Source organism: Candidatus Pelagibacter sp. PS_44 (assembly GCF_059417735.1).
In genome coordinates this window covers 395,915-422,189 of record NZ_CM182063.1, presented here as the reverse complement: position 1 = coordinate 422,189, position 26,275 = coordinate 395,915, and the positions used below count along the sequence as shown (strand labels likewise).

Sequence of the window (26,275 nt, the reverse complement as noted above, 5' to 3'; positions counted from 1 at the left end):
ATGAAAGTATCAGTTATCATCACTCTTAAAAAGGATGTTTTGGACCCTCAAGGTAAAGTTATTCATCAAACGCTTGATGGTATGGGGTTTGACAGCATTAATGAAGTTAGACAAGGCAAGTACTTTGAAATTGATACAAAAGAAACTGATAAAAAAAAAGCTGAAAAAAATGTTGAAGATATGTGTAAAAAGCTTTTAGCGAATTTAGTTATAGAAGATTATAAAATTATCGGATCAGAATAATAAATAATGCATTCATCCGTAATTACTTTTCCAGGATCCAATTGTGACAGAGATATGGATGTTGCCTTAAAGAAATTTGGCTTTAAAAATAAAATGGTTTGGCATGATGATGTTGAGCTTCCAAAAAGTGACTTAGTGGTTTTACCAGGTGGATTTTCATATGGAGATTATCTTAGATGTGGAAGTATGGCATCAAAATCTAAAATCATGAAATCTGTTTTAAATTTTGCTCAAGGGGGTGGTAAAGTTATGGGGGTTTGTAATGGGTTTCAAATTTTAGTCGAGTCAGGTTTGTTGCCAGGAGTTCTACTTAGAAATAAATACTTAGAGTTCATTTGTAAAAATGTTTTTGTAAAAGTTAATAATCAAGACAACTCTTATTTTAAGGATAACAAAAAAGAAGTTTATGAATTTCATATAGCCCACAATGAAGGAAATTACTTTTGCTCTAATGATCAAATTAAAGATATTAATGACAACAATCAAATTGCCATGTTTTATTCTGATGAAAATGGAAACGTTAATGAACAATCAAATCCTAATGGCTCATTACAGAACATAGCTGGAATATTTAATAAACAAAAAAATGTTTTAGGAATGATGCCTCACCCTGAAAGAATGATAGACCCTGCTCTATCAGGTGAAGATGGTTCTTTATTTTTTGAAAACTTAATTAATAATCTTAGATAATGATAGTAAACGAAAAACTTGCAATCGATCATGGTTTAAAAAAAGATGAGTATAAAAAGATCTGTGATTTATTAAAACGAGTTCCAAATATTACTGAATTAGGTATTTTTTCTGCAATGTGGAATGAACATTGCTCTTATAAATCTTCAAGATTTCATCTTAAAAACTTACCCACAAAAGGAAAAAATGTAATTCAAGGTCCTGGAGAAAATGCAGGTGTTATTGATATAGGAGATAATGATGCAATTGTCTTTAAAATAGAAAGTCATAATCACCCATCCTTTATTGAACCTTATCAAGGTGCAGCAACTGGAGTGGGTGGAATTATGAGAGATGTGTTTACTATGGGAGCTAGACCTATTGCTAATTTAAATTCAATTCACTTTGGATCTCCTCAACATAAAAAAACAAAGAATTTATTACGTGGTGTTGTTCATGGAATTGGTGGCTATGGAAATTGTATGGGGGTTCCAACTATTGCTGGTCAAACTAGTTTTGATGAGTCTTATAATGGAAATATTCTAGTAAATGCTATGACTTTAGGGCTTGTTAAAAAAGATAAGATTTTTTACTCTAAAGCTGCTGGATTAGGAAAGCCTGTCATCTATGTTGGTTCAAAAACAGGTAGAGATGGTATCCATGGTGCAAGTATGGCCTCTGCATCATTCGATGATAAAATTGAAGAAAAAAAACCAACAGTTCAGGTTGGTGATCCTTTTACTGAAAAACTATTATTAGAAGCTTGTTTAGAGTTAATGGCAGGAGATTCAATTATAGCAATTCAAGATATGGGAGCTGCTGGACTAACTTCTTCAAGTATTGAAATGGCTTCAAAAGGAAATTTAGGAATTGAGATTAATTTAAACAAAGTTCCATGTCGAGAAGCAAATATGACACCTTATGAAATTATGTTGTCAGAAAGCCAAGAGCGAATGTTGATAGTTCTAGAAAATGGCAAAGAAGATTTGGCTAAAAAAATATTTGATAAATGGAATTTAGATTTTGCAATAATTGGCAAAACTACAAAAAGTAAAAGAATAGAATTATATTTTGATGAAAAAAAAGTTTCTAACATTCCTGTTAATACCTTAGTTGAAAACTCTCCTATGTATGACCGTAAATGGAAGAAGGCAAAACTTCCTAAAAAAATTAAGATTCAAAAAGAAGATTTAAAAGGTCTTAAAGTCGTTAATGTTTTAAATAAAATTTTATCTAATCCAAATGTTTGCAGTAAAGAATGGATTTGGCAACAGTATGATCATACCGTTATGGGGGATACTATTCAAAAACCTGGTGGAGATGCTGGTGTTGTTAGAGTTCATGGTACCAAGAAAGCAGTTGCAGCCTCTGTAGACTCTTCAGCAGTTTATTGCTGGGCTCACCCTTTAAGTGGAGGGAAACAAATTGTTTGTGAGAGTTGGAGAAATTTAATTTCAGTTGGTGCTAAACCAATTGCTATTACTAATTGCTTAAATTTTGGTAGTCCTGAAAATGAAGAAAATATGGGTGAGTTTGTTGAATGTGTTCAAGGATTAGGTGAGGCAAGTGCATATTTGGAGTTCCCAGTAGTATCAGGAAATGTTTCTTTTTATAATCAAACAAAAGAAGTTGGAATTAAACCTACTCCCACTATTGGAGGTGTTGGTTTAATTAAAGATTATAAAAATATGGTAACCATGAATTTAAAAGAAGTCGATAATATACTTTTGGTTATTGGTAAAACTGAGGGTCACTTAGATCAAAGCTTATTTGCAAGAGAAATCTTAAGTGAAAAAAATGGACCGCCACCTGAAATTAATCTTTTTAATGAAAAAAATAATGGTGAAACAATCTTAAGATTAATTGATCAAAAATTTATAAAATCAGCTCATGATGTATCTCTTGGTGGAATAGTTACCGCTCTTTCAAAAATGTGTATTAAAGGAAAAAAGGGTGCAACTCTTAAAAAACCTAATTATTTGATAAATGAATTTGAATATTTATTTGGTGAAGATCAAGGAAGATATATTATTGAAATTAGTAAAGATGATCTTAAAAATGTAACTAAAATTCTTAAAGATAATTCTGTTCATTATGATGAGCTTGGAATGGTCAATGAAGGTGATTTAATCATAAATGATAAGACAAAAGTATCAATTGACGATTTGATTAAATCGCATACAACTTGGCTAACTAACTACATTAGTAACTAATATGGCAATGGATTTAAAAGAAATTGAGACACTAATTAAAGAAGCTATTTCTGATGCAATTGTTGTGATTGAAGATTTGGCAGGTGATGGTAATCATTATTCAGCAACAGTGACCTCTAAAGAATTCTCTGGAAAAAGTAAAATTGAACAACACAAAATGGTCTATAATTCTTTAAAAGGAAAAATGGGCAATGAACTGCACGCATTAGCAATTAAAACAAAGGAACAATAATGGATGATAACACAAAAAATTTAATTCAAGGTCATATTGATACAAACGAAGTCTGTTTATTTATGAAGGGAACTCCTGATGCTCCTCAGTGTGGTTTTTCTATGGCAGTATCAAACATGTTAAAAATTTTAGAAGTTAAGTATCAAGGAATTAATGTTTTAGAATCTCAGGCACTAAGAGAAGGTATAAAAGAATTTAGTGACTGGCCTACTATTCCACAAGTTTACATCAAAGGTGAATTTATTGGTGGCTGTGACATCGTTAAAGAAATGTATGAAAACGGTGAGCTCAAGAAAGTACTTGAGGATAAAGGAATAAATTTTAAAAAATAAATTTTTATTATCTAGAGTAATATTCGATTACTAGATTAGGTTCCATTACAACTGGATATGGAACTTCTTCAAACTTAGGTGTTCTAACAAAAGTAACTTTTTTGTTTTTTTCATCTAATTGAATATATTCAGGAGTTTCTCTTTCTTTATTTGCTAAAGCAATATCAATAAAAGCTAATTGTTTTGACTTGTCTCTAATTTCAATAACATCCTCTTCTTTAACAACATAACTACCAATATTAACTTTCTTGCCATTAACTCTTACATGGCCGTGGTTAATAAGTTGTCTTGCAGAAAAAACTGTAGTTGAAAATTTAGCTCTATATACAACTGAGTCTAATCTTCTTTCAAGCAAACCAATTAAATTTTCACCAGTATCTCCTTTTAACATAGTTGCTTTTTTATAAATATTTCTAAATTGTCTTTCGTTAATGTTGCCGTAGTAACCTTTTAGTTTCTGTTTAGCTTGAAGCTGAATTCCATAATCAGATGGCTTACCTTGTCTAGACTGACCGTGTTGTCCTGGTCCATAGGCTCTAGTGTTAAAAGGACTTTTGGGTCTACCCCATAAGTTTATTTTAAGTCTTCTGTCAATTTTGTGTTTAGAACTAATTCTTTTTGTCATTTGATAGGAGGGTTTATAAACTTACTCATTATTTTGTCAATCAACCTTTTTTGGCTAGACTTGCAAATACACTTGATAAAATACGCGTTTCCTTCTCTGAAAGCTCCATTTTAGAAAAAATACTTCTTAAGTTTTCAAGCATAATAGGTTTCTTTTCTAAAGGTTTAAAAAAGTCTTTTTCTTCAAGTTTGTTAATGCATAAGTTGGTCATAGCCTGCACATCTTTCTTGCTAGCTAAAGTTACTTTCTTTGATTTAGAGTAGTTTGCACCTTTTAAATTAATAATACTTGCAACTGTATGGGCAATAATAATAACACTGTGAGATAGGTTTAGTGACTTAAAATCTGGATTAGTTGGGATTTGCATAGTGTAATTAGCATAACTAATCTCATTGTTAGATAATCCAGACGCCTCAGAACCAAACAAGAAAGCAACTTTTTTACTGAAATCAATTTTTTTAAGATCTTCCAAATTTAAATGTTTGATATTCTTATTTCTAAACCTTGCTGACGTTGCAATAACATAATCTACTTTTTTTACAGCAGTCTCTAGGGTTTCGTGAACTTTAGCATTAGTGATTAAGTCTTTTGCACCTACAGAGGTTGCTAAAATTTTATCGTTTGGAAAAATTGGCTTTGGCTTAACTATAACTAATTTTTTAAAGTTAAAGTTTTTAATTGCTCTAGCGCAAGCACCGATGTTTTCAGATAGTTGGGGTTTGTGTAAAATAAATGAAATATTATTAAATGACATTAAAGACTAGCTGGAGCATTATCTTTGAATAATTTATAATCCAAACTATCAACTAATGCTTTAAATGAAGCATCAATTATATTTGCTGAAACTCCAATAGTAAACCAGTTCTTACCTTTTGAGTCAGTGCTCTCAATTGAAACTCTAGTGATGGCTTCTGTACCTGTATTTAAAATTCTAACCTTGTAATCTACTAATTTAAGGTCTTTCAAATAAGATGAGTATTTATTTAATCTCTCAACATTTTGTCTAATAGCATTATCCAATGCATTAACTGGACCATTTCCTTCACCAGTACAAACAATTTTTTTTCCATCAACCTCTAGTTCTGCTTTTGCAGATGAAATAATTTTTCCAGAAGAATCTTTTTTAACTGAAACATCGTATTCTTTAATTGAGATATATGTTGGTATTTTACTGATAATTCTTCGAGCTAGTAATTCAAACGATGCATCTGCCCCATCGTAACTATAGCCAATAAATTCTCTGTCTTTTACTTCATCTAATAATTTTTTAATCTTAGGATCGCTTTCCTCTATTTCAATACCAATAGATCTTAATCTTGAGATGATATTAGATTTTCCCGATTGATCTGAAATTACAATATTTCTAGAATTACCAACTTCTTCTGGATCGATATGTTCATAAGTCTTTGGATCTTTTTGAACTGCTGATACGTGAAGGCCACCCTTGTGAGAAAATGCAGCAGCACCAACATAAGGTAAATGTTTATTAGGTTTTCTATTTAATATTTCATCTAATAATCTAGAACATTGAGTTAAATTTTTGATATTGTTGGGCTTAATTTGTAATTGAAATTTTTCATTAAAATCATTTTTTAAAAAGAATGTTGGAATTAATGACATTAAGTTGGCATTACCACATCGTTCACCTAAACCATTAATTGTTCCCTGAACTTGTCTTACACCAGCCCAAACTGCAGCTAAAGAATTAGCAACTGCATTACCTGTATCATTATGAGCATGAATGCCTAAATTTTTTCCAGGTATAGTTTTTGTAACTTCTGTTACTATTTTGCTAATTTCATGAGGTAACGTTCCTCCATTAGTATCACATAAAACAATCCATCTTGTTCCCGCATCATACGCAGCTTTAAGACAAGACAATGCATAACTAGGGTTAGCTTTGTAACCATCAAAAAAATGTTCTGCATCAAACATAAACTCTTTATTTTCCTTAACAAAATGTTTTGCAGTCTCGCTAATATTTTCTAAATTTTCTTCATTACTAATACCAAGAGCAATATCGACATGAAAATCCCAAGCTTTACCAACAATGCAAACTGCTGGTGTGTTGGCATTTAATAGAGCAGATAAACCTGGATCATTATCAGAACTTCGACCAGTTCTTTTGGTCATGCCAAATGAAGTTAATTTTGCATTTTTAAACGAATGTTTTTTTTGAAAAAACTCAGTATCAGTAGGATTTGCTCCAGGCCATCCTCCTTCTATATAATCAACACCTAAAGCATCTAAGGCTTTGGCTATTTTAATCTTATCATCTACAGAAAAATCTACCCCTTGAGTTTGGGCACCATCTCTTAATGTTGTATCAAATATAAAAAGTTGTTCTTTGCTCATTTAAATTTCCAAACTGTTTTACCATCTTTGTCTTCTATTAAAACCCCTTTGTCTAAAAGTTCATCTCTAATTAAATCTGCCTGTTTATAATCCTTGTCTTCTCTAGCTTTATTACGAAGTTCAATTTTTTTTAAAATATCAGCTTCAGTTATTGATAATTTTTTCTTTTTAAATTCTAACCACTCTTCTTTTGTTTTATTTAAAATACCTATGAAGTTACAAGCTGAAACAAATAAATTTTTATCAGCATCATTTCCTTTAAAAGCTTTATCATATAGTTTGTGTAAATTTGCTATGTAACCTGGTGTATTTAAATCATCATAGAGTGGAGATAAAATATCTTCATTTAAAACAGATTTATCTTTTACAACTTTGTAGACCTCATACCATTTATCAATAGTATTTTTACAATCCTCTAAAAGTTTTTCATTCCAATCTAGAGGTTGCTTATAATGAGCACTCATAAGAGCAAGCTTTAAAACTTGGCCATCAATATTGTCCTTAAAATCTTTTATCTTTAAAATATTGCCAGTGGATTTAGCCATTTTTTCATTAGACATTGTAATAAATGCGTTATGAACCCAATAATTAGCAAAAACTTTTGTATCATTTACACATCTTGATTGAGCAATTTCATTTTCATGATGGGGAAAAATTAAATCAATTCCACCTCCATGAATATCAAATACATTTCCTAAATATTTCTTTGACATGGCCGAACATTCTAAATGCCAACCAGGTCTTCCTTTTCCCCAAGGAGAATCCCAAAAAGGCTCATCATTAATGGAAGGTTTCCATAAAACAAAATCTTCTGATTTTTTTTTATTTTTTGAAACTTCAACTCTTGATCCAGCAATCAAATCTTCTAATTTTTTATTAGATAATTTTCCATAATCAGAAAATTTACTTACTTCAAAATAAACATGATTGTTTGCTTCATAAGCAAAACCTTTGTTGATTAAAGAATTAATCATTTCTATCATTAGATCAATATGTTCTGTTGCTTTAGGTTGTTGAGATGGATTTTCTAAATTTAGATAATTACAATCATCATTAAATTCAGCAATAATGTTGTTAGTTAAATCTACTATTGAAACATTTTTTTCTTTAGAAGATTTTATAATCTTATCATCAATGTCTGTAATATTTCTAATATAGGTAATTTTGTCATGTCCATATTTGGATTTCAAAACTTTGTATAAAATATCAAAAATTACAAGAGGTCTTGCATTGCCTATGTGTGGATTATCATAGACAGTTGGACCACAAACATACATTCCAACATTGTTTTGATCTAGAGGAATAAATTTCTCTTTTTTATTACTTAGATTGTTTGTTAAAAAAATATCCTTATTCATTATCTTAGAATTATACTTTAATTATAGATTTGTGAATCTATAAGATTAGTTGGGAATCTTGCAAACTGGGATTGGCTCCATTTTGTGCAAGTTCATATTTCTTATTTTTTCGTATTTTTCTCGATTTATTGATTTAGGGTTATTCATTGCTTCTTCTAATTCTTCATATTTAAGACCAAGTTGACCCTCATCCGTTCTACCATCATCCCATAGACCATCTGTTGGTGGTGCCTCTATAATTTCATTTAATATATTAAGAGATTTACCAATTTCCCAAACATCTGATTTATTACAATCTGCAATTGGAGAAATATCAACTCCTCCATCTCCATATTTTGTGTAAAAACCTACACCAAAATCCTCTACTTTATTCCCAGTACCAACTACTATTCCTTTGTTAGCAGCGGCTACTTGATAAAGTGTGGTCATTCTAATTCTAGCTCTAGAGTTAGCCATTCCATGTTCATTGTCAAAATTAGACAATGTATTTTCAAATGTTTCAAAAAGCTTATCTAAATTTATAGTATGAGCTTCAACATTTTTAAAATTTTTAACAAGCCATTCTTGGTGCTTTAGACTTAAATCATGTTGAGCATCTTTTTGTTTAATTGGCATTGATAAAACAATTGTTTTTAAACCTGTCATGGCGCTCAAAGTGCTTGACACTGAAGAGTCAATTCCGCCAGAAATTCCAATAACTAAAGATTGAGCCTTACTTGGCATTTTTTCTACGTAATCCTTGATCCAATTACTTATAAATTGTGCTTTTTCTAAAGGTTTCATCATTTAAAGAAATTAAACAAAATTGTATTTAATACAATGGCTTAAGATGCCGCTTTAATATTTTTTTTAGAATAGGCAGCATTCTTCTTAATTTCATCAGAGATTAAGAATGCTAACTCTAAAGCTTGATTTGCATTAAGCCTTGGGTCGCAATGTGTATGGTAACGATGTGATAAATCTTGGTCAGATATTTTCTGAGCTCCACCAGTGCATTCTGTTACATCTTGACCAGTCATTTCAATGTGTAAACCACCTGCATAACTTCCTTCACTTTGATGGCATTCAAAAACATTTTTCACTTCTTTAACAACACTATTAAAAGGTCTAGTTTTAAATCCAGTTGTCGATTTAATAGTATTTCCATGGCAAGGATCACATGACCATATAACATTTAAACCTTCTTTTTTAATTGCTCTAATTAATTTTGGTAAAAATTTAGAAACATTCTCATGTCCAAATCTAGATATTAAAGTAATTTTTCCTTTTTCATTTTTTGGATTAATCTTATTACATAGATTTATTAAATCATCTGGTTTTAAAGTTGGGCCACATTTAATACCGATAGGATTTTCAATTCCTCTACAAAATTCAACATGTCCTCCATCTAATTGTCTTGTACGATCTCCTATCCAAACAAAATGAGCAGAAGTATCGTGATGTTCACCAGTTGTTGAGTCTATTCTTGTCATTGCTTGTTCAAAAGGAAGTAGTAAAGCTTCATGAGATGTCCAAAAATTTACTGTTTTCAATCTTCTATTAAAATCTGAGTTAATACCACAAGCATCCATAAAGGCTAAAGCATCGGCTATTCTATCCTCTAATTCTTTGAATTTCTTAGCTGTTGGAGTATTTTTAATAAAACTTAAATTCCAAGTATGTACTTTTTTAAGATCGGCAAAACCACCATGAGAGAATGCTCTTATGAGGTTTAATGTCGATGCTGACTGAGAGTAAGCTTTAAATAATCTTTTTGGATCTGGTGTTCTTGATTTTTCACTAAAATCCATTCCATTTATATTGTCACCTAAATAACTTGGTAACTCAACACCATTTATATTTTCAACAGGTGAACTTCTTGGTTTTGAAAATTGTCCAGCAATTCTTCCAAGTTTAATTACAGGCAATGATGCAGAGTAAGTAAGCACCAATGACATTTGTAAAATTAATTTAAATGTATCTCTAATATTGTCTGGATGAAATTCAGCAAAACTTTCAGCGCAATCGCCGCCTTGAAGTAAAAAAGCTTTTCCATCAACAACATCAGCTAATTGCTCTTTTAAATGTCTTGTCTCACCAGCAAAAACTAATGGTGGAAAACTTTTAATCTTACTTAAAACACCATCTAATTCTTTTTGATCCGGGTATTCCGGAATGTGTTTTACAGGATAATTTCTCCAGCTATTTATTTTCCAATTTTTCATGTTCAACCTGAGAGTGTTGTATCAGAGTTTATTTATTATTCAACTGTGACTGATTTTGCCAAATTTCTTGGTTTATCAATATCATAGCCTTTAAGGAGAGCTGAATAATAAGCTAATTTTTGTAAAGGAACAGTTAATAAAAATGGAAGTAAATCGTCATTTGCACTTTCAACTAATATTGTTTCCCAAATATTTTCTGAAAAAACTTCATCTTTACTTTTATTAGTAATTAATAAAACTTTTGCTCCTCTTGCTATTACTTCCTGCATATTAGAAATAGTTTTTTTATAATAATTATCTCTTGGAGCTAAAACTACCACAGGCATTCCATCTTCAATCAAAGCTAATGGACCATGCTTCATCTCACCAGCTGGATACCCTTCTGCATGCACATATGCTAACTCTTTTAACTTTAAAGCACCTTCCAATGCTATTGGATAAGAAAAACCTCTACCTAAAAACATTGAACCCTTGGCATCAGTAAAAGAACCTGAGACTGCTTGAATTTTATTTTCAGTTAACAAAGTATCTTCAACTAATTTAGGTAATTTTTTTAATTCTTTAATTTTATCTAAATATGTTTCTTTATCAAAATCCTCTCTTAATCTTCCAAGTTTTAATACTAAAATATAAAGCACTAACATCTGTCCCATAAATGCTTTAGTAGATGCTACTCCAATTTCTGGTCCACAATGAATAGGTAATACAAAGTTAGAGTCTCTTGCAATAGAGCTTTCAACAACATTTACAATGCTACAAGTTTTCATATCATTTTGATTACATAAATCTAATGCAGCGTACGTGTCTGCTGTTTCGCCTGATTGAGAGACAAATATATATAAGTTGTCTTTTTTAAATCTATTTTTTCGGTATCTAAACTCAGAAGCAATATCAACTGCAACTTCAAGAGAGGTATTTTCTTCAAACCAATATTTTGCCATTAAACAAGAGTGATAAGCTGTTCCACAACCAATTAAGGTAATTGATGAAATATCACTTATATTCCATGGAAAATTGTAAATATTTATATCGTTATTAATTTTGTCAACATATTCATTAATACAATTCTTAAGTGTTGTAGGCTGTTCTTCAATTTCTTTGGCCATGAAATGCTTAAAATCACCTTTGTCGTAATCCTGTTCTTTAGATGATAATTCTAAAACTTTTTTATTAACTTTTAATCCTTCTTCATCAAAAAATTCAACATGGTCTTTTTTAATTATGCAAAACTCTCCATCGTTTAAATATGAAATCTTATTAGTCATTGATTTTAATGCATACGAGTCTGATCCTAAATAATTCTCACTAGGACCATAACCAACTGCAAGGGGCGATCCTCTTCTGGCACCAACTATAAGGTCAGGCTGATCTTTAAAAATAATCCCCAATGCAAAACTACCATGAAGTTGTTTTAGAGTTTTAATAATTGCATCTTTTAAATTTAATTCTTTTAAATACTCAGTAATAAGATGAACTATTACCTCTGTATCAGTTTGAGACTTAAATATATGTCCCTTCCCTACTAAAAATTTTTTTAAAATAGTTGAGTTTTCTATAATACCATTATGTACAACAGATACATTTTCAGAAGAATGTGGGTGAGCATTAAGAGTGTTTGGCACTCCATGCGTTGCCCATCTCACATGGCCAATACCAATTGATCCAATCATATTTTTAACAATTGAGTTTTTTTCTAAAATATCAACTCGACCTTCAGATTTTGCTTCACTTACAATGCCATTTGACAATGTCGCAATTCCAGCTGAGTCGTACCCTCTATATTCCAATTTTTTAAGTGAATTTATGATTGTCGATGAAACTGGTTTATTACTAGCTATTCCAATAATTCCACACATATTATTTTTTTCCTCTATAATTTTTAACTGAGGTTTGAGGTGCTCTAGTTAAAGCTAATGAGTTTTTTTTTACATTTTTTGTAATTACAGAGCCCGCCCCAACAATACTGCTTTTTTCTAAAGTTACTGGTGCGACTAGTGATGAGTTTGAGCCTACAAAAACATTATCTTTAATTTTTGTTTTACTTTTTTTGATACCATCATAATTACATGTAATTGTGCCAGCTCCAATATTTACACCTTTTCCCAATTCACTATCACCAATATAAGATAAATGATTTACTTTTGATTTCTTTCCAATTCTACTTTTCTTAACTTCTACAAAGTTTCCAATTTTAGATCCTTCTTCTAAAATTGTTCCTGGTCTAAGTCTTGCATAAGGACCAACTTCAACTTTATTTTTTATATTGCAACCTTCTAAGTGAGAAAATGAATTTATAATTACATTGCTACCAATTTTAACTTTTGGTCCAATTACAACATAAGGATTAATTGTTACATTTTTTCCAATTTTAGTATCTTTGGAAAAAAAAACTGTCTCTGGTCCAATCATCTTTACACCCGACTTTATAAAAAATTTTCTAAGTTCATCTTGGTTGCTATTAGAATTTATTTGTTTCATCTGGAAATACTTTTATATTAAGTGTATAGGTATCTTAATTCACAATTTATTTCTTAAAAATACTTTATAAATGACTCAAAAATACACAATTATATTTGATCTTGATGGAACACTGGTTGATACAGCGCCAGACTTAATGAATGCTCATAACCATGTAATGAAAAAATATGGTTATCCCACAAAATCTACTGAAGAAATTAGAAATCTAGTTGGTCAAGGTGCGGGTGCTATGATTGGAAGATCTATATGGGGACAGGCAAAAAAAGAATTTGGCAAAATTGATGATCAAAAGATTAAAGTTGAAATGGTTAAGGATTTTATAAATTTTTATGGAAAAAATATTATCAATGAAAGCACACTTATTAATGGTGTTATAGAATTTTTGAAATGGTGCAAATCTCAGAATATTTCAATGGCAGTATGCACAAACAAACAAGAACACTTAGCAATAGATCTTTTAAGAAAAATTGGAATTTATGATTACTTTGAATATGTAGCTGGATCAGATACTTTTGATTATTGCAAACCTGATCCGAGACACGTCACAAATATAATCGAAATTGTGGGTGGAGAAATAAATAAATCTCTTATGTTTGGTGATAGTGAAACTGATGCAAATGCTGCAAAAGCTGCTTCAATTCCAGTTATTTTATTAGAAAATGGTTATACTGAAAAAAATACTAATGAAATTTATCATAATCATTTAATAAAAGACTTTATTGGTGTTGAAAAAATAGTTTCTACTTACTTAAAAGATTGATTTAATTTTTTTTCTTACTATTAATATGTGCAGACAATTTAGGAGTTCTAATGATTTCACATAAAGTAAAAGTTTATCCATCAAAAATTAAACTCCCTAAGAAAAATCAATTAGCATGGAAAATTGCTGAAATTGCCTCTGACAATGTAAAATTAGATAAAGCTGCAATTGAAATGGTCATCAATAGAATTATTGATAATGCATCAGTTGCTATAGCTTCTTTAAATAGAAAGGCAGTAATTTCTTCAAGAGAGATGGCCTTAAAACATCCAAGAAAAAATGGAGCAAATTTATTTGGTATAGATACAAAATTAAAATTTGATTGTGAATGGGCTGCATGGTCAAATGGTACCGCTGTAAGAGAACTTGATTTTCATGATACTTTTTTAGCTGCAGACTATAGTCACCCAGGAGACAACATTCCTCCAATTTTAAGTGTCGCTCAGCAAACTAAAAAAAGTGGTTTAGATTTATTAAGAGGGATTATTACTGGTTATGAAGTTCAGGTTAATTTAGTTAAAGGTATATGTTTGCATAAACATAAAATTGATCATATTGCACATTTAGGGCCTAGTGTTGCAGCAGGACTTGGTACGATGTTAAAATTAAATACTGAAACAATTTATCAAGCTGTTCAACAGGCTCTACACACAACAATTTCAACTCGGCAATCTAGAAAAGGAGAAATCTCTAGTTGGAAAGCTTACGCTCCTGCTCACGCAGGCAAACTTGCAATTGAAGCAGTAGATAGGGCCATGCGTGGTGAAGGTGCACCGAGTCCAATTTATGAAGGTGAAGATAGTGTTATTGCTAGAATTTTAGATGGTAAGAAAGCTTTATATAATGTGCCATTACCTAAAAAGAATGAGCCTAAAAAAGCTATACTTGAAACATATACTAAAGAATATTCTGCAGAATACCAATCACAAGCGTTGATAGATATTGCTAAAAAATTAAATAAAAAAATTCCAAACTTAGGTCAGATTAAAAAGATTGATATCTTTACAAGCCATCACACTCATTATGTAATAGGAACAGGCGCTAATGATCCTCAAAAAATGGATCCTAATGCAAGTAGAGAAACGCTAGATCACTCTATTATGTATATTTTTGCAGTAGCACTTGAAGATGCGGATTGGCATCATGTTAAATCTTATACAAAGCAAAGAGCAAGTAGAAAGAGTACTATAAAAATTTGGAAATCAATTACTACTTATGAAGATAAAAAATGGACTAAAAAATATCACGATCCAAATCCAAAGAATAAATCGTTTGGTGCAAAAGTGGTGGTTACTTTGAACAATGGGAAAAAAATTATCGAACAACTTGATAGAGCCGATGCGCACCCTTATGGAGCACGTCCTTTTAAAAGAGAAAATTATATTAAAAAGTTTTTAACTTTAACAGATGGAATATTAGAAAAGAAAGAGAGTGCTCGTTTTTTAAAAACAGTTCAAAACCTTAAGAATTTAAAAGCGGGAGAATTACATAAGTTGAACATTCAAGTTAAGAAAAAACAAATAAAGAAAAATACAAAACAAGGAATTTTTTAGTGCATTTTGTAGAAAAAGAACCTAATCAAAAGAGAGCTGACTTTGTCAGCAAATTAAAATCTAATAAAATTTTAAGAGTACCAGGTGCTTATAATCCTTTAACTGCAAAATTAATTGAAGAAATTGGTTATGATGCGGTTTATGTGTCAGGTGGAGTTATGGCAAATGATCTAGGGTTTCCTGATATTGGTTTAACAACGCTGCAAGATGTTAGTACAAGATCATATTTAATTTCAAGAGTTACTAATTTACCAACAATTGTTGATATCGATACTGGTTTTAAATCTTGTGAAGAAACTATTAAAACCTTTGAAGAGTTTGGAATATCTGCTGTTCATTTAGAAGATCAAGTGGAACGTAAGAGATGTGGCCACTTGGATAACAAAGAATTAATTTCAACTGAAGCAATGGTTAAAAAAATTAAAGAGTGTGTTGCTGCAAAACAAGATGAAAATTTTAAAATTATAGCAAGATCAGATGCTAAAGGGGTTGAGGGAATTGATAAAATGATTGATAGATGTAAAGCCTACATTGATGCTGGAGCAGAAATTATATTTCCAGAGGCTCTTTATGATGAAAAAGATTTTGAAAAAGTTAGAAAAGAATTATCATGTTATTTACTAGCCAATATGACCGAGTTTGGTAAATCAAAACTATTCAACTATAAAGAATTAGAAAATTTTGGCTATAATATTGTAATTTATCCAGTGACAACACAAAGATTAGCTATGAAAAATGTTGAAGATGGCTTGAAGGACATTTTTGTAAATGGACATCAGAACAATATTATTGATAAAATGCAGACTAGAAAACGATTATACGAATTAGTGGAATATGAGAAATATAACTCGTTAGATGAAAAGATTTATAACTTTAGTACGGAAGGACATGAATAATGAGCGATGATATAAAAAAAGGTTTACTGGGTATAATTGTTGATGAAACTGAAATCTCTAAGGTTATGCCAGAAATTAACTCTCTTACTTATAGGGGTTATGCTGCTCAAGATTTGTGTGCCAGATGTAACTTTGAAGAAGTTGCTTATTTAATATTAAATAAAGAACTACCAAAAAAGACTCATCTTAAGCAATTTGTTAAAGACTTAACAAAAGAGAGAGCATTATCTAAAAATTTAATCGAAATTTTAAAAAAAATTCCAAAAAATTCACATCCAATGGATGTTGCAAGAACGGCTGTTAGTGTAATGGGTTTGGAGGATAAAGAAAGTAAAGACAACTCTCCTAAAGCAAATTTAAGAAAGGCTTTAAGAATTTTTGCAAAAACTCCAACTGCTCTTGCTGCTTTTTATAGACTTAGAAAAGGAAAAAAAATTATAGCTCCTAAGAAAAATCTTTCTTTCTCTGAAAACTTTTTTCATATGTGTTTTGGCAAAGTGCCTGAAAAAGAAATTGTTAAAGCATTTGACGTATCTTTAATTTTATACGCTGAGCATAGTTTTAACGTATCAACTTTTACAGCAAGAACTATCACTAGTAGTTTATCAGATATCCATGGGGCAATCACCGGTGCAATCGCTAGTTTAAAAGGACCTCTTCATGGTGGTGCCAATGAAGAAGTAATGCACATGATGAAAAAAATTAAAAAACCAGAAAATGCTCTAAAGTGGATTACTAAAGCTCTTAAAAATAAAGATGTTGTGATGGGATTTGGTCATAGGGTTTACAAAAGTGGAGACTCAAGAGTTCCAACAATGAGAGAATATTTTAAAAGAGTGGCCATTATTAAAAAAGACAAAACTTTTGAAAAAATTTACGACATTGTAGAGAAAGTAATGATTAAAGAAAAAAATATTTACCCCAATGTGGATTACCCAACAGGACCTACTTACCACTTAATGGGATTTGATACAGATTTCTTTACACCTATATTTGTTATTTCGAGAATTACGGGTTGGTCTGCACATATTATGGAGCAACATGCGGCTAATAAATTGATTAGACCTCTTGCAAGTTACAAAGGTCAAAAACATAGAAAAGTTTTAGAATTAAATCAAAGATAATTATTTTTCCGCTAAAATATTTTCTTTATCAATTTGGGTTAATTTATAACCATTATTAGATAGTTTTTCTTTAATTAATGTTAACTTGGGACCTTGTAAAAAAGTTCCATCAAAGTGCTTTGACTCAAATTGAATAGAAGTAATTTTAATCATTTTAAAATCTATAGAATTTAAAATTTCATATTCTGCTCCTTCAGCGTCGATTTGTAAGTTGTCAATTGATTTAATTTCATATTCTTTAATTAAATTATCAAAAGTGATAAAATCTATTTCTATATTATCGATATCATTATTTTGAATATTAAATCTTTTGCTTTTATGATTTAAAATATGCTGCTTATCAAAAGATCCTATGCCACTCGCCCAGTGCTTTCCTAATTTTGGAATTGATTCTCCTTTTATATAATAAAAATTTTTTTTTAAATTTTTTGAAAAAACAGCTTTAGTGCAAATAAATATATTTTTAACTTCTTTAAACTTATTTTGTAAAATCTTATAATTATAAGGAACTGGTTCAACTAAAAGAATATTTGTATTTTTATATTCTAAAATTTTATCATTTAGCCAAACTCCAAAATGGGCGCCTATTACAACTAAACCGAAATCTTTCACTATTCGTTAGCTAAAGGCTTCTGTCCAAGTTCCTTGAGTTGATGCTTTAGAATATTCAGTTGCACGACCTTCAAAGAAGTTCATGTGCTCAACCGCATTTAACATCGTGTCTAACCATGTAAGTGGGTTTTTATGAACATTGTAAAGCGGTTCTAAACCTAACTGAGTTAATCTTCTATTAGCAATAAATCTAATATAGTCTTTAACTTCTTGTGCGGTTAGACCTTCCATTGGACCCATTTCAAAAGCTAAATCAATGAAAGCATCTTCGTGAGCAATAATTGTTTTACAAGCATGATATAATTCACTTGTTAACTTCTCAGTCCAGATACCAGGATTTTCATTAACGAACTCTTTGAATAGTCTAATCATAGAATTACAGTGCAATGTTTCATCTCTAACAGACCAAGTTACAATTTGGCCCATTCCTTTCATCTTATTGTGTCTTGGAAAGTTAAGAAGAATTGCAAAACTTGCAAACAATTGTAAGCCTTCAGTAAATGCACTAAACACCGCTATTGTTTTTGCAATGTCATGATTTGATTTAACATCAAAGCCTTGCATGTAATCGTATTTATCTTTCATTTCTTTGTACTGCATGAACGCTGAATATTCTGACTCAGGCATTCCAATTGTATCTAATAAATGAGAGTACGCAGCAATGTGAACTGTCTCCATTGAAGCAAATGCTGACATCATCATTAAGACTTCAGTTGGTTTAAATACATTCATGTAGTGACGAATATAACAATTGCTTACTTCAACATCCGCTTGAGTAAAAAATCTAAAAATTTGAGTTAATAAATTTTTTTCAGAAGCTGATAAATTTTTTTGCCAGTCTTTAACATCATCTCCAAGAGGCACTTCTTCTGGTAACCAGTGAATTCTTTGTTGAGTTAACCAAGCATCATAACACCATGGATATCTAAATGGTTTGTAAACTGGATTGGCTACTAATAAGCCGTTATTATTTTTTGGCTGAACAATTTCAGCTTTTATTTTTTCTGCTACTGACATGATAAACACTCCTCGTATTCCGGATCTTTCGCCGCTGTTGGTTTTTGTTTGTAAACGTTTGCAAGAATATCTGTTGATTTTTCATCATTAACATTTTCTGCACGCTGAATTGATTTTGATCTACAGTAATAAAGGCTCTTCAGGCCTTTTTTCCAAGCATCAAAATGAATTTTATGTAACTCTTTTTTATGAACATCTGCTGCTAAAAATAAATTAATAGATTGAGCTTGTGAGATGTGTGGAGTTCTGTCACCACTTAGTTCAATGATCCACTTTTGATCTAATTCAAAAGCAGTTTTAAAAACATCTTTTTCATGATCTGTTAAAAAATCTAAGTCAGAAACTGAACCCTGATTAGTTGTAATCCCAGACCAAACATCCTCATTATTTTTGCCATGTTTTTCAAGCAGTTCTACTAAATATCTATTTCTAACATTAAATGAACCTGACAATGTTTTATGTGTATAGCTATTTGCAGCAACTGGCTCAACCCCTGGAGAAGCTCCACCACAAATAATTGAAATTGATGCAGTTGGCGCAATCGCAGTTTTATTTGAAAATCTTTCATTAAATCCATATTCAGCAGCATCTGGACAAGGTCCTCTTTCATCCGCTAAATCTTTTGATGCTTGATCAACATGTTCTTGAATGTGTTTGAATATTTTTTTATTCCAAACTTTACTCATGACCGATTCAAGTGGAATGCTGTGCTTTTGTAAATAAGAATGGAAACCCATAACTCCAAGACCAACACTTCGTTCTCTTGCTGCAGAATATTTTGCATCTGCAAACTGATCTGGTGCTCTTTCGATAAAGTCAGTTAAAACATTATCTAAAAATCTCATCACATCATTAATCATCATCGCGTCATCTTTCCACTCATCATATTTTTCTAAGTTTAAAGAAGATAGGCAACAAACGGCTGTTCTATCTCTGCCATCTTTATCAATGCCTGTTGGTAAAGTTATTTCACTACATAAGTTAGAAGTTTTAACTGTTAGGTTTGCTAACTTATGATGTTGTGGAATTTGTCTGTTCACTGTATCGATATAGATGATGTAAGGCTCTCCTGTTTCCATTCTAGCCGTTAATAATCTAATCCATAAATTTCTTGCAGAGATCGTTTGTTGAACAGTTCCATCAGCAGGACTTTTTAGTGCCCACTGTTCATCTGTTTCAACAGCTCTCATAAACGCATCTGATACTAAAATACCATGATGAAGGTTTAATGCTTTTCTATTTGGGTCTCCACCAGTAGGTCTTCTCATTTCAATAAATTCTTCAATTTCAGGATGATCAATTGGTAGATAACAAGCAGCCGATCCTCTTCTTAATGATCCTTGGCTAATTGCCATCGTTAACGAGTCCATTACTTTAATGAAAGGAATAATTCCTGAAGTCTTACCCACTTTACCAATTTTTTCACCAATGGATCTAAGGTTACCCCAGTAACTTCCAATTCCACCACCCTTAGCAGCTAACCAAACATTTTCACTCCATAGATCTAAAATTCCACTTAAACTATCTGATGCTTCATTTAAGAAACAAGAAATGGGTAATCCTCTTTTAGTTCCACCATTTGATAAAACTGGAGTTGCTGGCATGAACCATAAATTACTAATGTAGTTATAAATTCTTTGTGCATGTAAATTGTCATCTGCGTATGAACTTGCAACACGTGCAAATAAATCTTGATAAGATTCATTGTGACCTAAGTAACGATCTTTTAAAGTTGCTTTACCAAAGTCTGTTAATTTAGAGTCTTTTGTTCTATCAATTTTAATAATGATGCCTTTTTCATTTTGAAAAAGTTCAGTGTCATTATTAAGTGAGAATAAATCAGGTCCTTTGTTTTTAGAAAGTTCGCTGTTATTTGGGCTATACTCGGAGACAGCTTTCTTGAGTGCCTGTGATAGTATTTTATTCATAAATTTTTAAGTTTTTCAGTTATTTTTAACAAAACAACTATATGTTGTATGCTAGAACCATTGATACACCATATAAATCATTATTCAACAGAACATTTATAGAACATATAAAAAAAATATCAATAAAAAAATAAAATGAATGTAAGAAAGGTTAGCAATGACAACAAAATTAAAAATAGATCCATATGGCTTCAGGGAGTACGACGCGAGATGGTTGTATGGAACAGATATTAATAGCCTTGGAATAGAGAATCTCGGCAAAGGTTTAGGCACACAAATTATAAAACATACTAAAAAAACGAATCCGAGAATAATTGTTGGTCACGATTATAGGTCCTACAGTGAAGAAATAAAAACTGCACTTAAAAAAGGATTACTTTCAACGGGATGTAATATTGAAGATATCGGTTTATCATTATCCCCTACTGTTTATTTTGCACAATTTAGTTTAAATGCGGATGCTGTTGCAATGGTAACTGCTAGTCATAATGAAAATGGTTGGACTGGCGTTAAAATGGGTATCAAAAAAGGTTTAACTCATGCACCTGAAGAGATGAAAGAATTAAAAGAAATTACTTTAAATGAAAATTTTATCAAAGGTGAAGGTAGTGAAAAACAAATAGAAGGTTTTCAACAAATTTATAAAGATGATTTAATAACTAAAAATAAAATAACAAAAAAAATTAAAGCTGTTGTTGCTTGTGGAAATGGTACGGCTGGAATATTTGCCCCTGAAATTTTAAGAGGAATTGGTTGTGAGGTAATTGAACTTGATTGTGATTTGGATTGGACTTTTCCAAAATATAATCCAAATCCAGAGGATTTAGAGATGCTACATGCAATTGCAAAAGCAGTAAAAGATAATAACGCTGATATTGGATTTGGTTTTGATGGTGATGGCGATAGAGTTGGTGTGATTGATAATTTGGGGGATGAAATATTTTCAGATAAAATTGGATTATTAATTGCAAGAAACTTATCTAAAACTCATAAAAATTCTAAATTTATAGTCGATGTTAAATCAACTGGACTGTACGCAACTGATAAGGTCTTAAAAGAGAATAACTGTCAAACCATTTATTGGAAGACAGGTCACTCACATATTAAAAGAAAAGTTAATACTGAAAAAGCACTAGCTGGATTTGAGAAAAGTGGTCACTTTTTCTTTAATCAACCTTTGGGATTTGGTTATGATGATGGAATAAATTCAGCAATTCAAGTGTGCCATTTATTAAATAATGAAAACAAATCTATGAATGAGATTATAAAAGAACTGCCTAATACTTTTCAAACTCCAACGATGGCACCACATTGTAAAGATAAAGAGAAATATCAAGTGGTTGAAGAGTTGGTTAAACAAGTAAATGAATTAAAAGATAATCAAACTAAAATTGATGGCCAAGAGATAAGTGAAGTCTTAACGGTTAATGGTATCAGATTTTCTTTTAAAGATGGTTCATGGGGTTTGATTAGAGCTTCATCTAATAAACCATCCCTTGTTGTTGTAACTGAAAGCCCGACATCAGATGAGAGAAAGAAAAAGATCTTTGATTTTATTGATGATCTTTTACAAAAAACTGGCAAAGTCGGTGAATATGATCAAAAAATATAAATATTTACTAATCCTTATCCTCCTGTTTACCTCTAAAAGTCATGCTCTAAGCCCTGAATATGAGAAGGAATTGTACATTGGTTGTTACTCTAATTCTAAAGCATATATTGGCCCAGATGGCGCTAAAATATACTGTCAGTGCACCGTTGATAAATTAAGTGCAAAATTTAGTGATGAAGAGATGGATGAAGTCTTCAGCAAAGAGCCTGAAGAGATCATGGAGCAAACAGCATTTGCAACAGAGGATTGTGAAAAATAATAATTAAAGCTTTTAAAATAATCAAATAATTAATAGGTTTTTGAAAATGGAAGATAAAAAAAACTTCGGTTTTGGAACACAGATTAGAAAATCCCCTTACTTTAATTCAACGGTTAAATGGGGTGCAACTGGCTTTTCAGTTTACAATCACATGTACATTCCTCGTGACTTTGGTTCTCCTGAACAAAACTTTTGGAATTTAGTCAATGAAGCAATTTTATGTGATGTTGCAGTAGAGCGACAGGTTGAGATTACAGGACCCGATGCTACAAAATTTATTCAACTGTTAACGCCTCGAGATTTATCAAAGCTTGCAGTTGGCCAATGTAAATATGTTTTAATAGTAAATAATGAAGGTGGAATTTTAAACGATCCAGTTTTATTAAGATTAAAAGAAAACCATTATTGGTTATCCCTTGCAGATAGTGATATTTTATTATGGGCACAAGGCGTTGCAATCAATTCAGGTCTTAATGTTAAAATTTCTGAGCCCGATGTCTCCCCTCTTCAATTACAAGGGCCAAACTCTGGAAAAATTATGGAGGCTTTATTTGGTGAAAGTATTAATGATCTTAAATATTATTGGTTACGTGAATTAGATTTAGATGGCATTCCTTTAATTGTGTCCCGTACCGGTTGGTCAAGTGAACTAGGTTACGAGTTATATTTAAGAGATGGTTCTAAGGGAGATGAGTTATGGGAAAAAATAATGGCAGCTGGTAAACTTCACGGATTAAAACCAGGTCATACATCATCGATTAGACGTATTGAAGGTGGAATGTTATCCTACCATGCTGATGCTGATATAAACACCAACCCTTATGAACTAAATTTAGGAAGACTTGTGAACCTTGATACCGATATAAATTTTATTGGAAAAGATGCTTTACAAAAAATAAACAAGGATGGTATTAAAAGAAAACAAGTTGGAATGATCTTAGATTGTGATCCTTTAACTGGACCTAACACTACCTTTTGGGAAATCAAAAAAGACAATGAATTTGTTGGTAAAATTACATCTGCCGTTTATTCACCAAGACTAAAACAAAACATTGCACTTGCAATGGTATCCATTAATAATTCAGAGATTGGAACAGTGCTCGATGTTAAAATGAATGACAAAATTATTAAGGCAACAGTTGTTGAAAAACCTTTCTATGATCCTAAAAAGAAACTAGCAAGTTCTTAGTAAGTCTAGTATTCATAAACCATGTTAACCCCAAAAGACTATATCTCTCTTTACTTACTCGTAATTGTTCTAACAGTTGTCTCTGTTAACTTCATGTACCGTCTATATTTTTAGTAGCAACCTCTATCTTTAGCTATGAAAGAAAATTTTTTCATCTTTTATCTTTCATTAAAAACCATACAGTATTCGCCTGTTTCAACTATTGTAAAACCTAAAGGACCTTGATCTACTTCTTCCATCATTAAAGATTGCATACAATTAGTTTCAGCATATTCATACCAAATACCAATAAAAAATTCACACTCACCAGCAAAACATGTGGCCATTTCTGAGTATGCATTCCCACTCAACAACAAACCCAGAACCACGATCCCTAAAAGTTTTTTCATTTATTTTATAATCCAAAAAATAATATTTATTATATAAACCAAAATACCATAAAATAAGAACATCAGAAATTTGTCTTTTCCTGACTTTTCTTTCCAATTCAAAGTAAATAACGCAGCAGGTGATGCAACTAGTAAAATAATTCCTAGAACAATTACCAATACTGATAAAATTATAAATACATTCATAAATTAATTTTTATCATATATTTTCTTAAATATTAAATCTGTCTTTAATTGCATAAAACCATACTGCTAATCTAAAGTAAAATGTTCTTAATTGAGGGAAGATAAACTTCTTAGGTAATCCTTTATAAATTTTTGAAATATCTAACTCTTTACTGTTTGATAATACTAACTTAGACAGTTGTTTACCGGTCCAAGGAGCAGCACTCACTCCAACCCCATTATAGCCAAATCCATAATAAATCTCTTCATTATCAATTTTACCAATGGAGGGAGTTAATTTTTGAGATAAAGCAATTAATCCCCGCCAATTGTAATCAATATTAATATTTTTCCATTTAGGAAAAATATCTTTTAAAAATTTTTCCATTTTCTTAGACATATTTAAATTAGATTGATCACTGCCACTTAAATCCCCTCTAGTGCCAAATAAAATTCGATTGTCAGGTAACTTTCGATAATAATATAAAAGATTTTTAGTATTAGCTATTGGAGAAAATGTTTTAAAATTATGTTGGTCAATTTCTTGCTCGGTTAAGGGTTGGGTGACAATAATATTTGAAATTACTGGTAAAATTCTTGAATTCATCTCTGGGATTAAACCTTCTTGGTAGAACCCGTTTGTTGCAACAACTATTTTTTTTGAACGAATAGATCCTTCTTTAGTCCTTAAAATATAAGCACCCTTATCTTTATCAATTTTATCAACTTTAGTGTGCTCGAAGATTTTTAATTTTTTAGATAAAGCGTATTTTGCAATGCCATTAACAAACTTAAGAGGATTGATTGCAAAACCAGGTTTATAAGAAAAAGCTCCAAATTGCTCTGTGCCCCCATGGCCAATTTTATCAAAGTCTTCTTTTGAAAAAATTTCAGTTTCAATGCCAAACTCTTCTCTATAAGCTGTAGCTTGTTCTTTAATATCTTTAAACTTATTTGGATGATGGGCTACAACGTAATTACTATCCCCCGTCACATCACAATCAATATTATATTCTTGTATAATATCTTTTGTATAATTTGAGCCTTCAACAGAGTTTTTAAAGAATTTTTTAGTTTCATCATTACCGTAAATAGATTGCATCTTTTTAAAAGACATCTTACTTGGTGGCAGACAACAAAAACCTGCATTACGAGATGAAGCCCCCCAACCTATTTTTCCTGCTTCAACTAAAATGACATCTAAATTATGATTTTCTATTAAATTAATTGCACAGGATAAACCAGTGTACCCTCCACCTATTACAACAATTTCTGAGCTGATATCTTTATTAAGTTTATCTAGATTTAAATTTTCGCTTGAATGATCTTCCCAATAACTACTAACTGATGTGTTAAATTGATAAATATCAGAATGATAAATATTTTTCATTAACAAGACCCTAGCACGCAATTAATAGTTAATTCTAGTCAAACTTCTAATTTTTTAGGATTTGAAATGAACTTAAAAGACTCAAGCCCTATTTTTCATAGGGCTTGAGTTAGATTAGTTAAGCAGCACTTACTCTTTGCTCTATGTGCTCTTTATTATTAGAACTTGAAGAAACCTTTTGAAACAATTTAATAGGAACTCCTTTTGATAAAATATCTAATACCGGGCAATGTGTATTTACTGTATCAATCAATTTATCTATTTCTGCTTTAGGTGATGAAGATTTAATATCAACAGTGCCTGAGATGGATTGAAAGCCAGGTCTAGTGTTTTTATTTAAAGCTAAAAAACCCTGAAGATCTAATTCACCTTTTAATTTAACACTAACACTCTCAATATTAATACCCGCTGCTGTAGCAAATGCTTTATAAGTTATCTCCTGACACGTTGCTAACGCTGCTAATATTAACTCTACTGGGCTCGGACCTTCGTCTTTACCACCAAAACTTTTGGGTTCATCAACAACTAATTTATGCTCTCTAAGAGTGACTACAGATTGAAGTCCTTCTTTAAGAATTGAGTTGCTTTCATATTGGACCACAGCATTTTTTGGGTTGGCTGTAAAATCCTTCTGTAGATTACTTATTGTTTCTTTTAGATTGTTACTCATTT

27 protein-coding genes are annotated in these 26,275 nt (G+C 31.0%); 12 read left to right on the top strand and 15 right to left on the bottom strand.

What is annotated here, in order from left to right; genetic code table 11:
• From purS to grxD, 5 genes are read left to right on the top strand one after another with little or no spacing between them, the layout of a single operon-like run.
• Positions 1–243: a phosphoribosylformylglycinamidine synthase subunit PurS gene (gene purS, locus AC5SLO_RS02260; RefSeq protein ID WP_494573577.1), complete on the top strand. Its 243-nt coding sequence runs from the start codon at positions 1–3 to the stop codon at positions 241–243.
• A gap of 6 nt (positions 244–249) precedes the next feature.
• Entirely contained in the window at positions 250–933 is a 684-nt protein-coding gene (gene purQ, locus AC5SLO_RS02255; protein WP_494573576.1) for a phosphoribosylformylglycinamidine synthase I, read from the top strand.
• Entirely contained in the window at positions 933–3,125 is a 2,193-nt protein-coding gene (gene purL, locus AC5SLO_RS02250) for a phosphoribosylformylglycinamidine synthase subunit PurL (RefSeq protein ID WP_494573575.1), read from the top strand. The genes purQ and purL overlap by 1 nt, the downstream gene beginning before the upstream one ends.
• A 1-nt stretch (position 3,126) precedes the next feature.
• Entirely contained in the window at positions 3,127–3,357 is a 231-nt protein-coding gene (locus AC5SLO_RS02245; RefSeq protein WP_494573574.1) for a BolA/IbaG family iron-sulfur metabolism protein, read from the top strand.
• On the top strand, positions 3,357–3,689 hold the full coding sequence (grxD, locus tag AC5SLO_RS02240; RefSeq protein ID WP_494573573.1) for a Grx4 family monothiol glutaredoxin: 333 nt from the start codon (positions 3,357–3,359) through the stop codon (positions 3,687–3,689). The genes AC5SLO_RS02245 and grxD overlap by 1 nt, the downstream gene beginning before the upstream one ends.
• Positions 3,690–3,696: 7 nt before the next feature.
• Here grxD and rpsD read toward each other — a convergent pair whose 3' ends face one another.
• The 8 genes from rpsD to AC5SLO_RS02200 are packed head-to-tail and all read right to left on the bottom strand — an operon-like array spanning position 3,697 to position 12,709.
• Complete coding sequence (gene rpsD, locus AC5SLO_RS02235; RefSeq protein WP_494573572.1) at positions 3,697–4,314, bottom strand: 30S ribosomal protein S4; 618 nt, start codon at positions 4,312–4,314, stop codon at positions 3,697–3,699.
• Positions 4,315–4,354: 40 nt separating this feature from the next.
• Entirely contained in the window at positions 4,355–5,068 is a 714-nt protein-coding gene (locus AC5SLO_RS02230) for an RNA methyltransferase (RefSeq protein WP_494573571.1), read from the bottom strand.
• Positions 5,068–6,669, bottom strand: a complete 1,602-nt coding sequence (gene cimA / locus AC5SLO_RS02225; RefSeq protein WP_494573570.1) for a citramalate synthase — start codon at positions 6,667–6,669, stop codon at positions 5,068–5,070. Before cimA ends, AC5SLO_RS02230 begins: the two co-directional genes overlap by 1 nt.
• Positions 6,666–8,027, bottom strand: a complete 1,362-nt coding sequence (cysS, locus tag AC5SLO_RS02220) for a cysteine--tRNA ligase (protein WP_494573569.1) — start codon at positions 8,025–8,027, stop codon at positions 6,666–6,668. The genes cimA and cysS overlap by 4 nt, the downstream gene beginning before the upstream one ends.
• 45 nt (positions 8,028–8,072) lie before the next feature.
• The gene (nadE, locus tag AC5SLO_RS02215; protein WP_494573775.1) at positions 8,073–8,810 is read right to left on the bottom strand and encodes an NAD(+) synthase; all 738 of its coding nucleotides are present in this window, start codon (positions 8,808–8,810) and stop codon (positions 8,073–8,075) included.
• A gap of 41 nt (positions 8,811–8,851) precedes the next feature.
• Positions 8,852–10,231, bottom strand: a complete 1,380-nt coding sequence (locus AC5SLO_RS02210; RefSeq protein WP_494573568.1) for a class II 3-deoxy-7-phosphoheptulonate synthase — start codon at positions 10,229–10,231, stop codon at positions 8,852–8,854.
• A 35-nt stretch (positions 10,232–10,266) separates the two neighbouring features.
• Complete coding sequence (glmS, locus tag AC5SLO_RS02205) at positions 10,267–12,087, bottom strand: glutamine--fructose-6-phosphate transaminase (isomerizing) (protein WP_494573567.1); 1,821 nt, start codon at positions 12,085–12,087, stop codon at positions 10,267–10,269.
• 1 nt (position 12,088) lies between these two features.
• Complete coding sequence (locus tag AC5SLO_RS02200) at positions 12,089–12,709, bottom strand: DapH/DapD/GlmU-related protein (protein WP_494573566.1); 621 nt, start codon at positions 12,707–12,709, stop codon at positions 12,089–12,091.
• Positions 12,710–12,779: 70 nt separating this feature from the next.
• On the opposite strand from AC5SLO_RS02200, the gene AC5SLO_RS02195 reads away from it, so the two are divergent.
• From AC5SLO_RS02195 to AC5SLO_RS02180, 4 genes are read left to right on the top strand one after another with little or no spacing between them, the layout of a single operon-like run.
• On the top strand, positions 12,780–13,469 hold the full coding sequence (locus tag AC5SLO_RS02195) for an HAD-IA family hydrolase (protein ID WP_494573565.1): 690 nt from the start codon (positions 12,780–12,782) through the stop codon (positions 13,467–13,469).
• A 50-nt stretch (positions 13,470–13,519) separates the two neighbouring features.
• Complete coding sequence (locus AC5SLO_RS02190; protein ID WP_494573564.1) at positions 13,520–15,022, top strand: MmgE/PrpD family protein; 1,503 nt, start codon at positions 13,520–13,522, stop codon at positions 15,020–15,022.
• Complete coding sequence (gene prpB / locus AC5SLO_RS02185; RefSeq protein WP_494573563.1) at positions 15,022–15,918, top strand: methylisocitrate lyase; 897 nt, start codon at positions 15,022–15,024, stop codon at positions 15,916–15,918. Before AC5SLO_RS02190 ends, prpB begins: the two co-directional genes overlap by 1 nt.
• Positions 15,918–17,042: a bifunctional 2-methylcitrate synthase/citrate synthase gene (locus AC5SLO_RS02180; RefSeq protein ID WP_494573562.1), complete on the top strand. Its 1,125-nt coding sequence runs from the start codon at positions 15,918–15,920 to the stop codon at positions 17,040–17,042. The genes prpB and AC5SLO_RS02180 overlap by 1 nt, the downstream gene beginning before the upstream one ends.
• Here the strand turns inward: AC5SLO_RS02180 and AC5SLO_RS02175 are convergent, their stop codons facing one another.
• Genes AC5SLO_RS02175 through AC5SLO_RS02165 form a run of 3 tightly spaced genes read right to left on the bottom strand, consistent with a single transcriptional unit; the run spans position 17,043 to position 20,599 of the window.
• Positions 17,043–17,654 carry an FkbM family methyltransferase gene (locus AC5SLO_RS02175; RefSeq protein ID WP_494573561.1) on the bottom strand — a complete coding sequence of 204 codons (612 nt, stop codon included), beginning with the start codon at positions 17,652–17,654 and terminating at the stop codon, positions 17,043–17,045.
• Positions 17,655–17,660: 6 nt separating this feature from the next.
• A complete protein-coding gene (locus tag AC5SLO_RS02170) occupies positions 17,661–18,671 on the bottom strand; it encodes a ribonucleotide-diphosphate reductase subunit beta (protein ID WP_494573560.1) in 1,011 nt (336 codons plus the stop codon).
• Positions 18,662–20,599 carry a ribonucleoside-diphosphate reductase subunit alpha gene (locus AC5SLO_RS02165; protein ID WP_494573559.1) on the bottom strand — a complete coding sequence of 646 codons (1,938 nt, stop codon included), beginning with the start codon at positions 20,597–20,599 and terminating at the stop codon, positions 18,662–18,664. Before AC5SLO_RS02165 ends, AC5SLO_RS02170 begins: the two co-directional genes overlap by 10 nt.
• A 157-nt stretch (positions 20,600–20,756) precedes the next feature.
• On the opposite strand from AC5SLO_RS02165, the gene AC5SLO_RS02160 reads away from it, so the two are divergent.
• The 3 genes from AC5SLO_RS02160 to AC5SLO_RS02150 all read left to right on the top strand — a co-directional run bounded on the left by AC5SLO_RS02160 (position 20,757) and on the right by AC5SLO_RS02150 (position 23,659).
• Entirely contained in the window at positions 20,757–22,211 is a 1,455-nt protein-coding gene (locus tag AC5SLO_RS02160; protein ID WP_494573558.1) for a phosphomannomutase/phosphoglucomutase, read from the top strand.
• Between the two features lie 70 nt (positions 22,212–22,281).
• Positions 22,282–22,470, top strand: a complete 189-nt coding sequence (locus tag AC5SLO_RS02155; RefSeq protein ID WP_271617086.1) for a hypothetical protein — start codon at positions 22,282–22,284, stop codon at positions 22,468–22,470.
• A 46-nt stretch (positions 22,471–22,516) separates the two neighbouring features.
• Positions 22,517–23,659: a glycine cleavage T C-terminal barrel domain-containing protein gene (locus AC5SLO_RS02150; protein WP_494573557.1), complete on the top strand. Its 1,143-nt coding sequence runs from the start codon at positions 22,517–22,519 to the stop codon at positions 23,657–23,659.
• 158 nt (positions 23,660–23,817) lie between these two features.
• Here the strand turns inward: AC5SLO_RS02150 and AC5SLO_RS02145 are convergent, their stop codons facing one another.
• From AC5SLO_RS02145 to AC5SLO_RS02130, 4 genes are all read right to left on the bottom strand, one after another.
• Positions 23,818–24,048, bottom strand: coding sequence for a hypothetical protein (locus AC5SLO_RS02145; protein ID WP_494573556.1), 231 nt, complete (start codon positions 24,046–24,048; stop codon positions 23,818–23,820).
• On the bottom strand, positions 24,049–24,234 hold the full coding sequence (locus AC5SLO_RS02140) for a hypothetical protein (protein ID WP_494573555.1): 186 nt from the start codon (positions 24,232–24,234) through the stop codon (positions 24,049–24,051).
• Positions 24,235–24,259: 25 nt separating this feature from the next.
• Positions 24,260–25,603 (bottom strand): NAD(P)/FAD-dependent oxidoreductase, encoded by a 1,344-nt coding sequence (locus AC5SLO_RS02135; protein WP_494573554.1) that lies wholly within the window; start codon positions 25,601–25,603, stop codon positions 24,260–24,262.
• A 118-nt stretch (positions 25,604–25,721) separates the two neighbouring features.
• Positions 25,722–26,273 carry an OsmC family protein gene (locus AC5SLO_RS02130; protein ID WP_494573553.1) on the bottom strand — a complete coding sequence of 184 codons (552 nt, stop codon included), beginning with the start codon at positions 26,271–26,273 and terminating at the stop codon, positions 25,722–25,724.
• Positions 26,274–26,275: the final 2 nt, after the last annotated feature.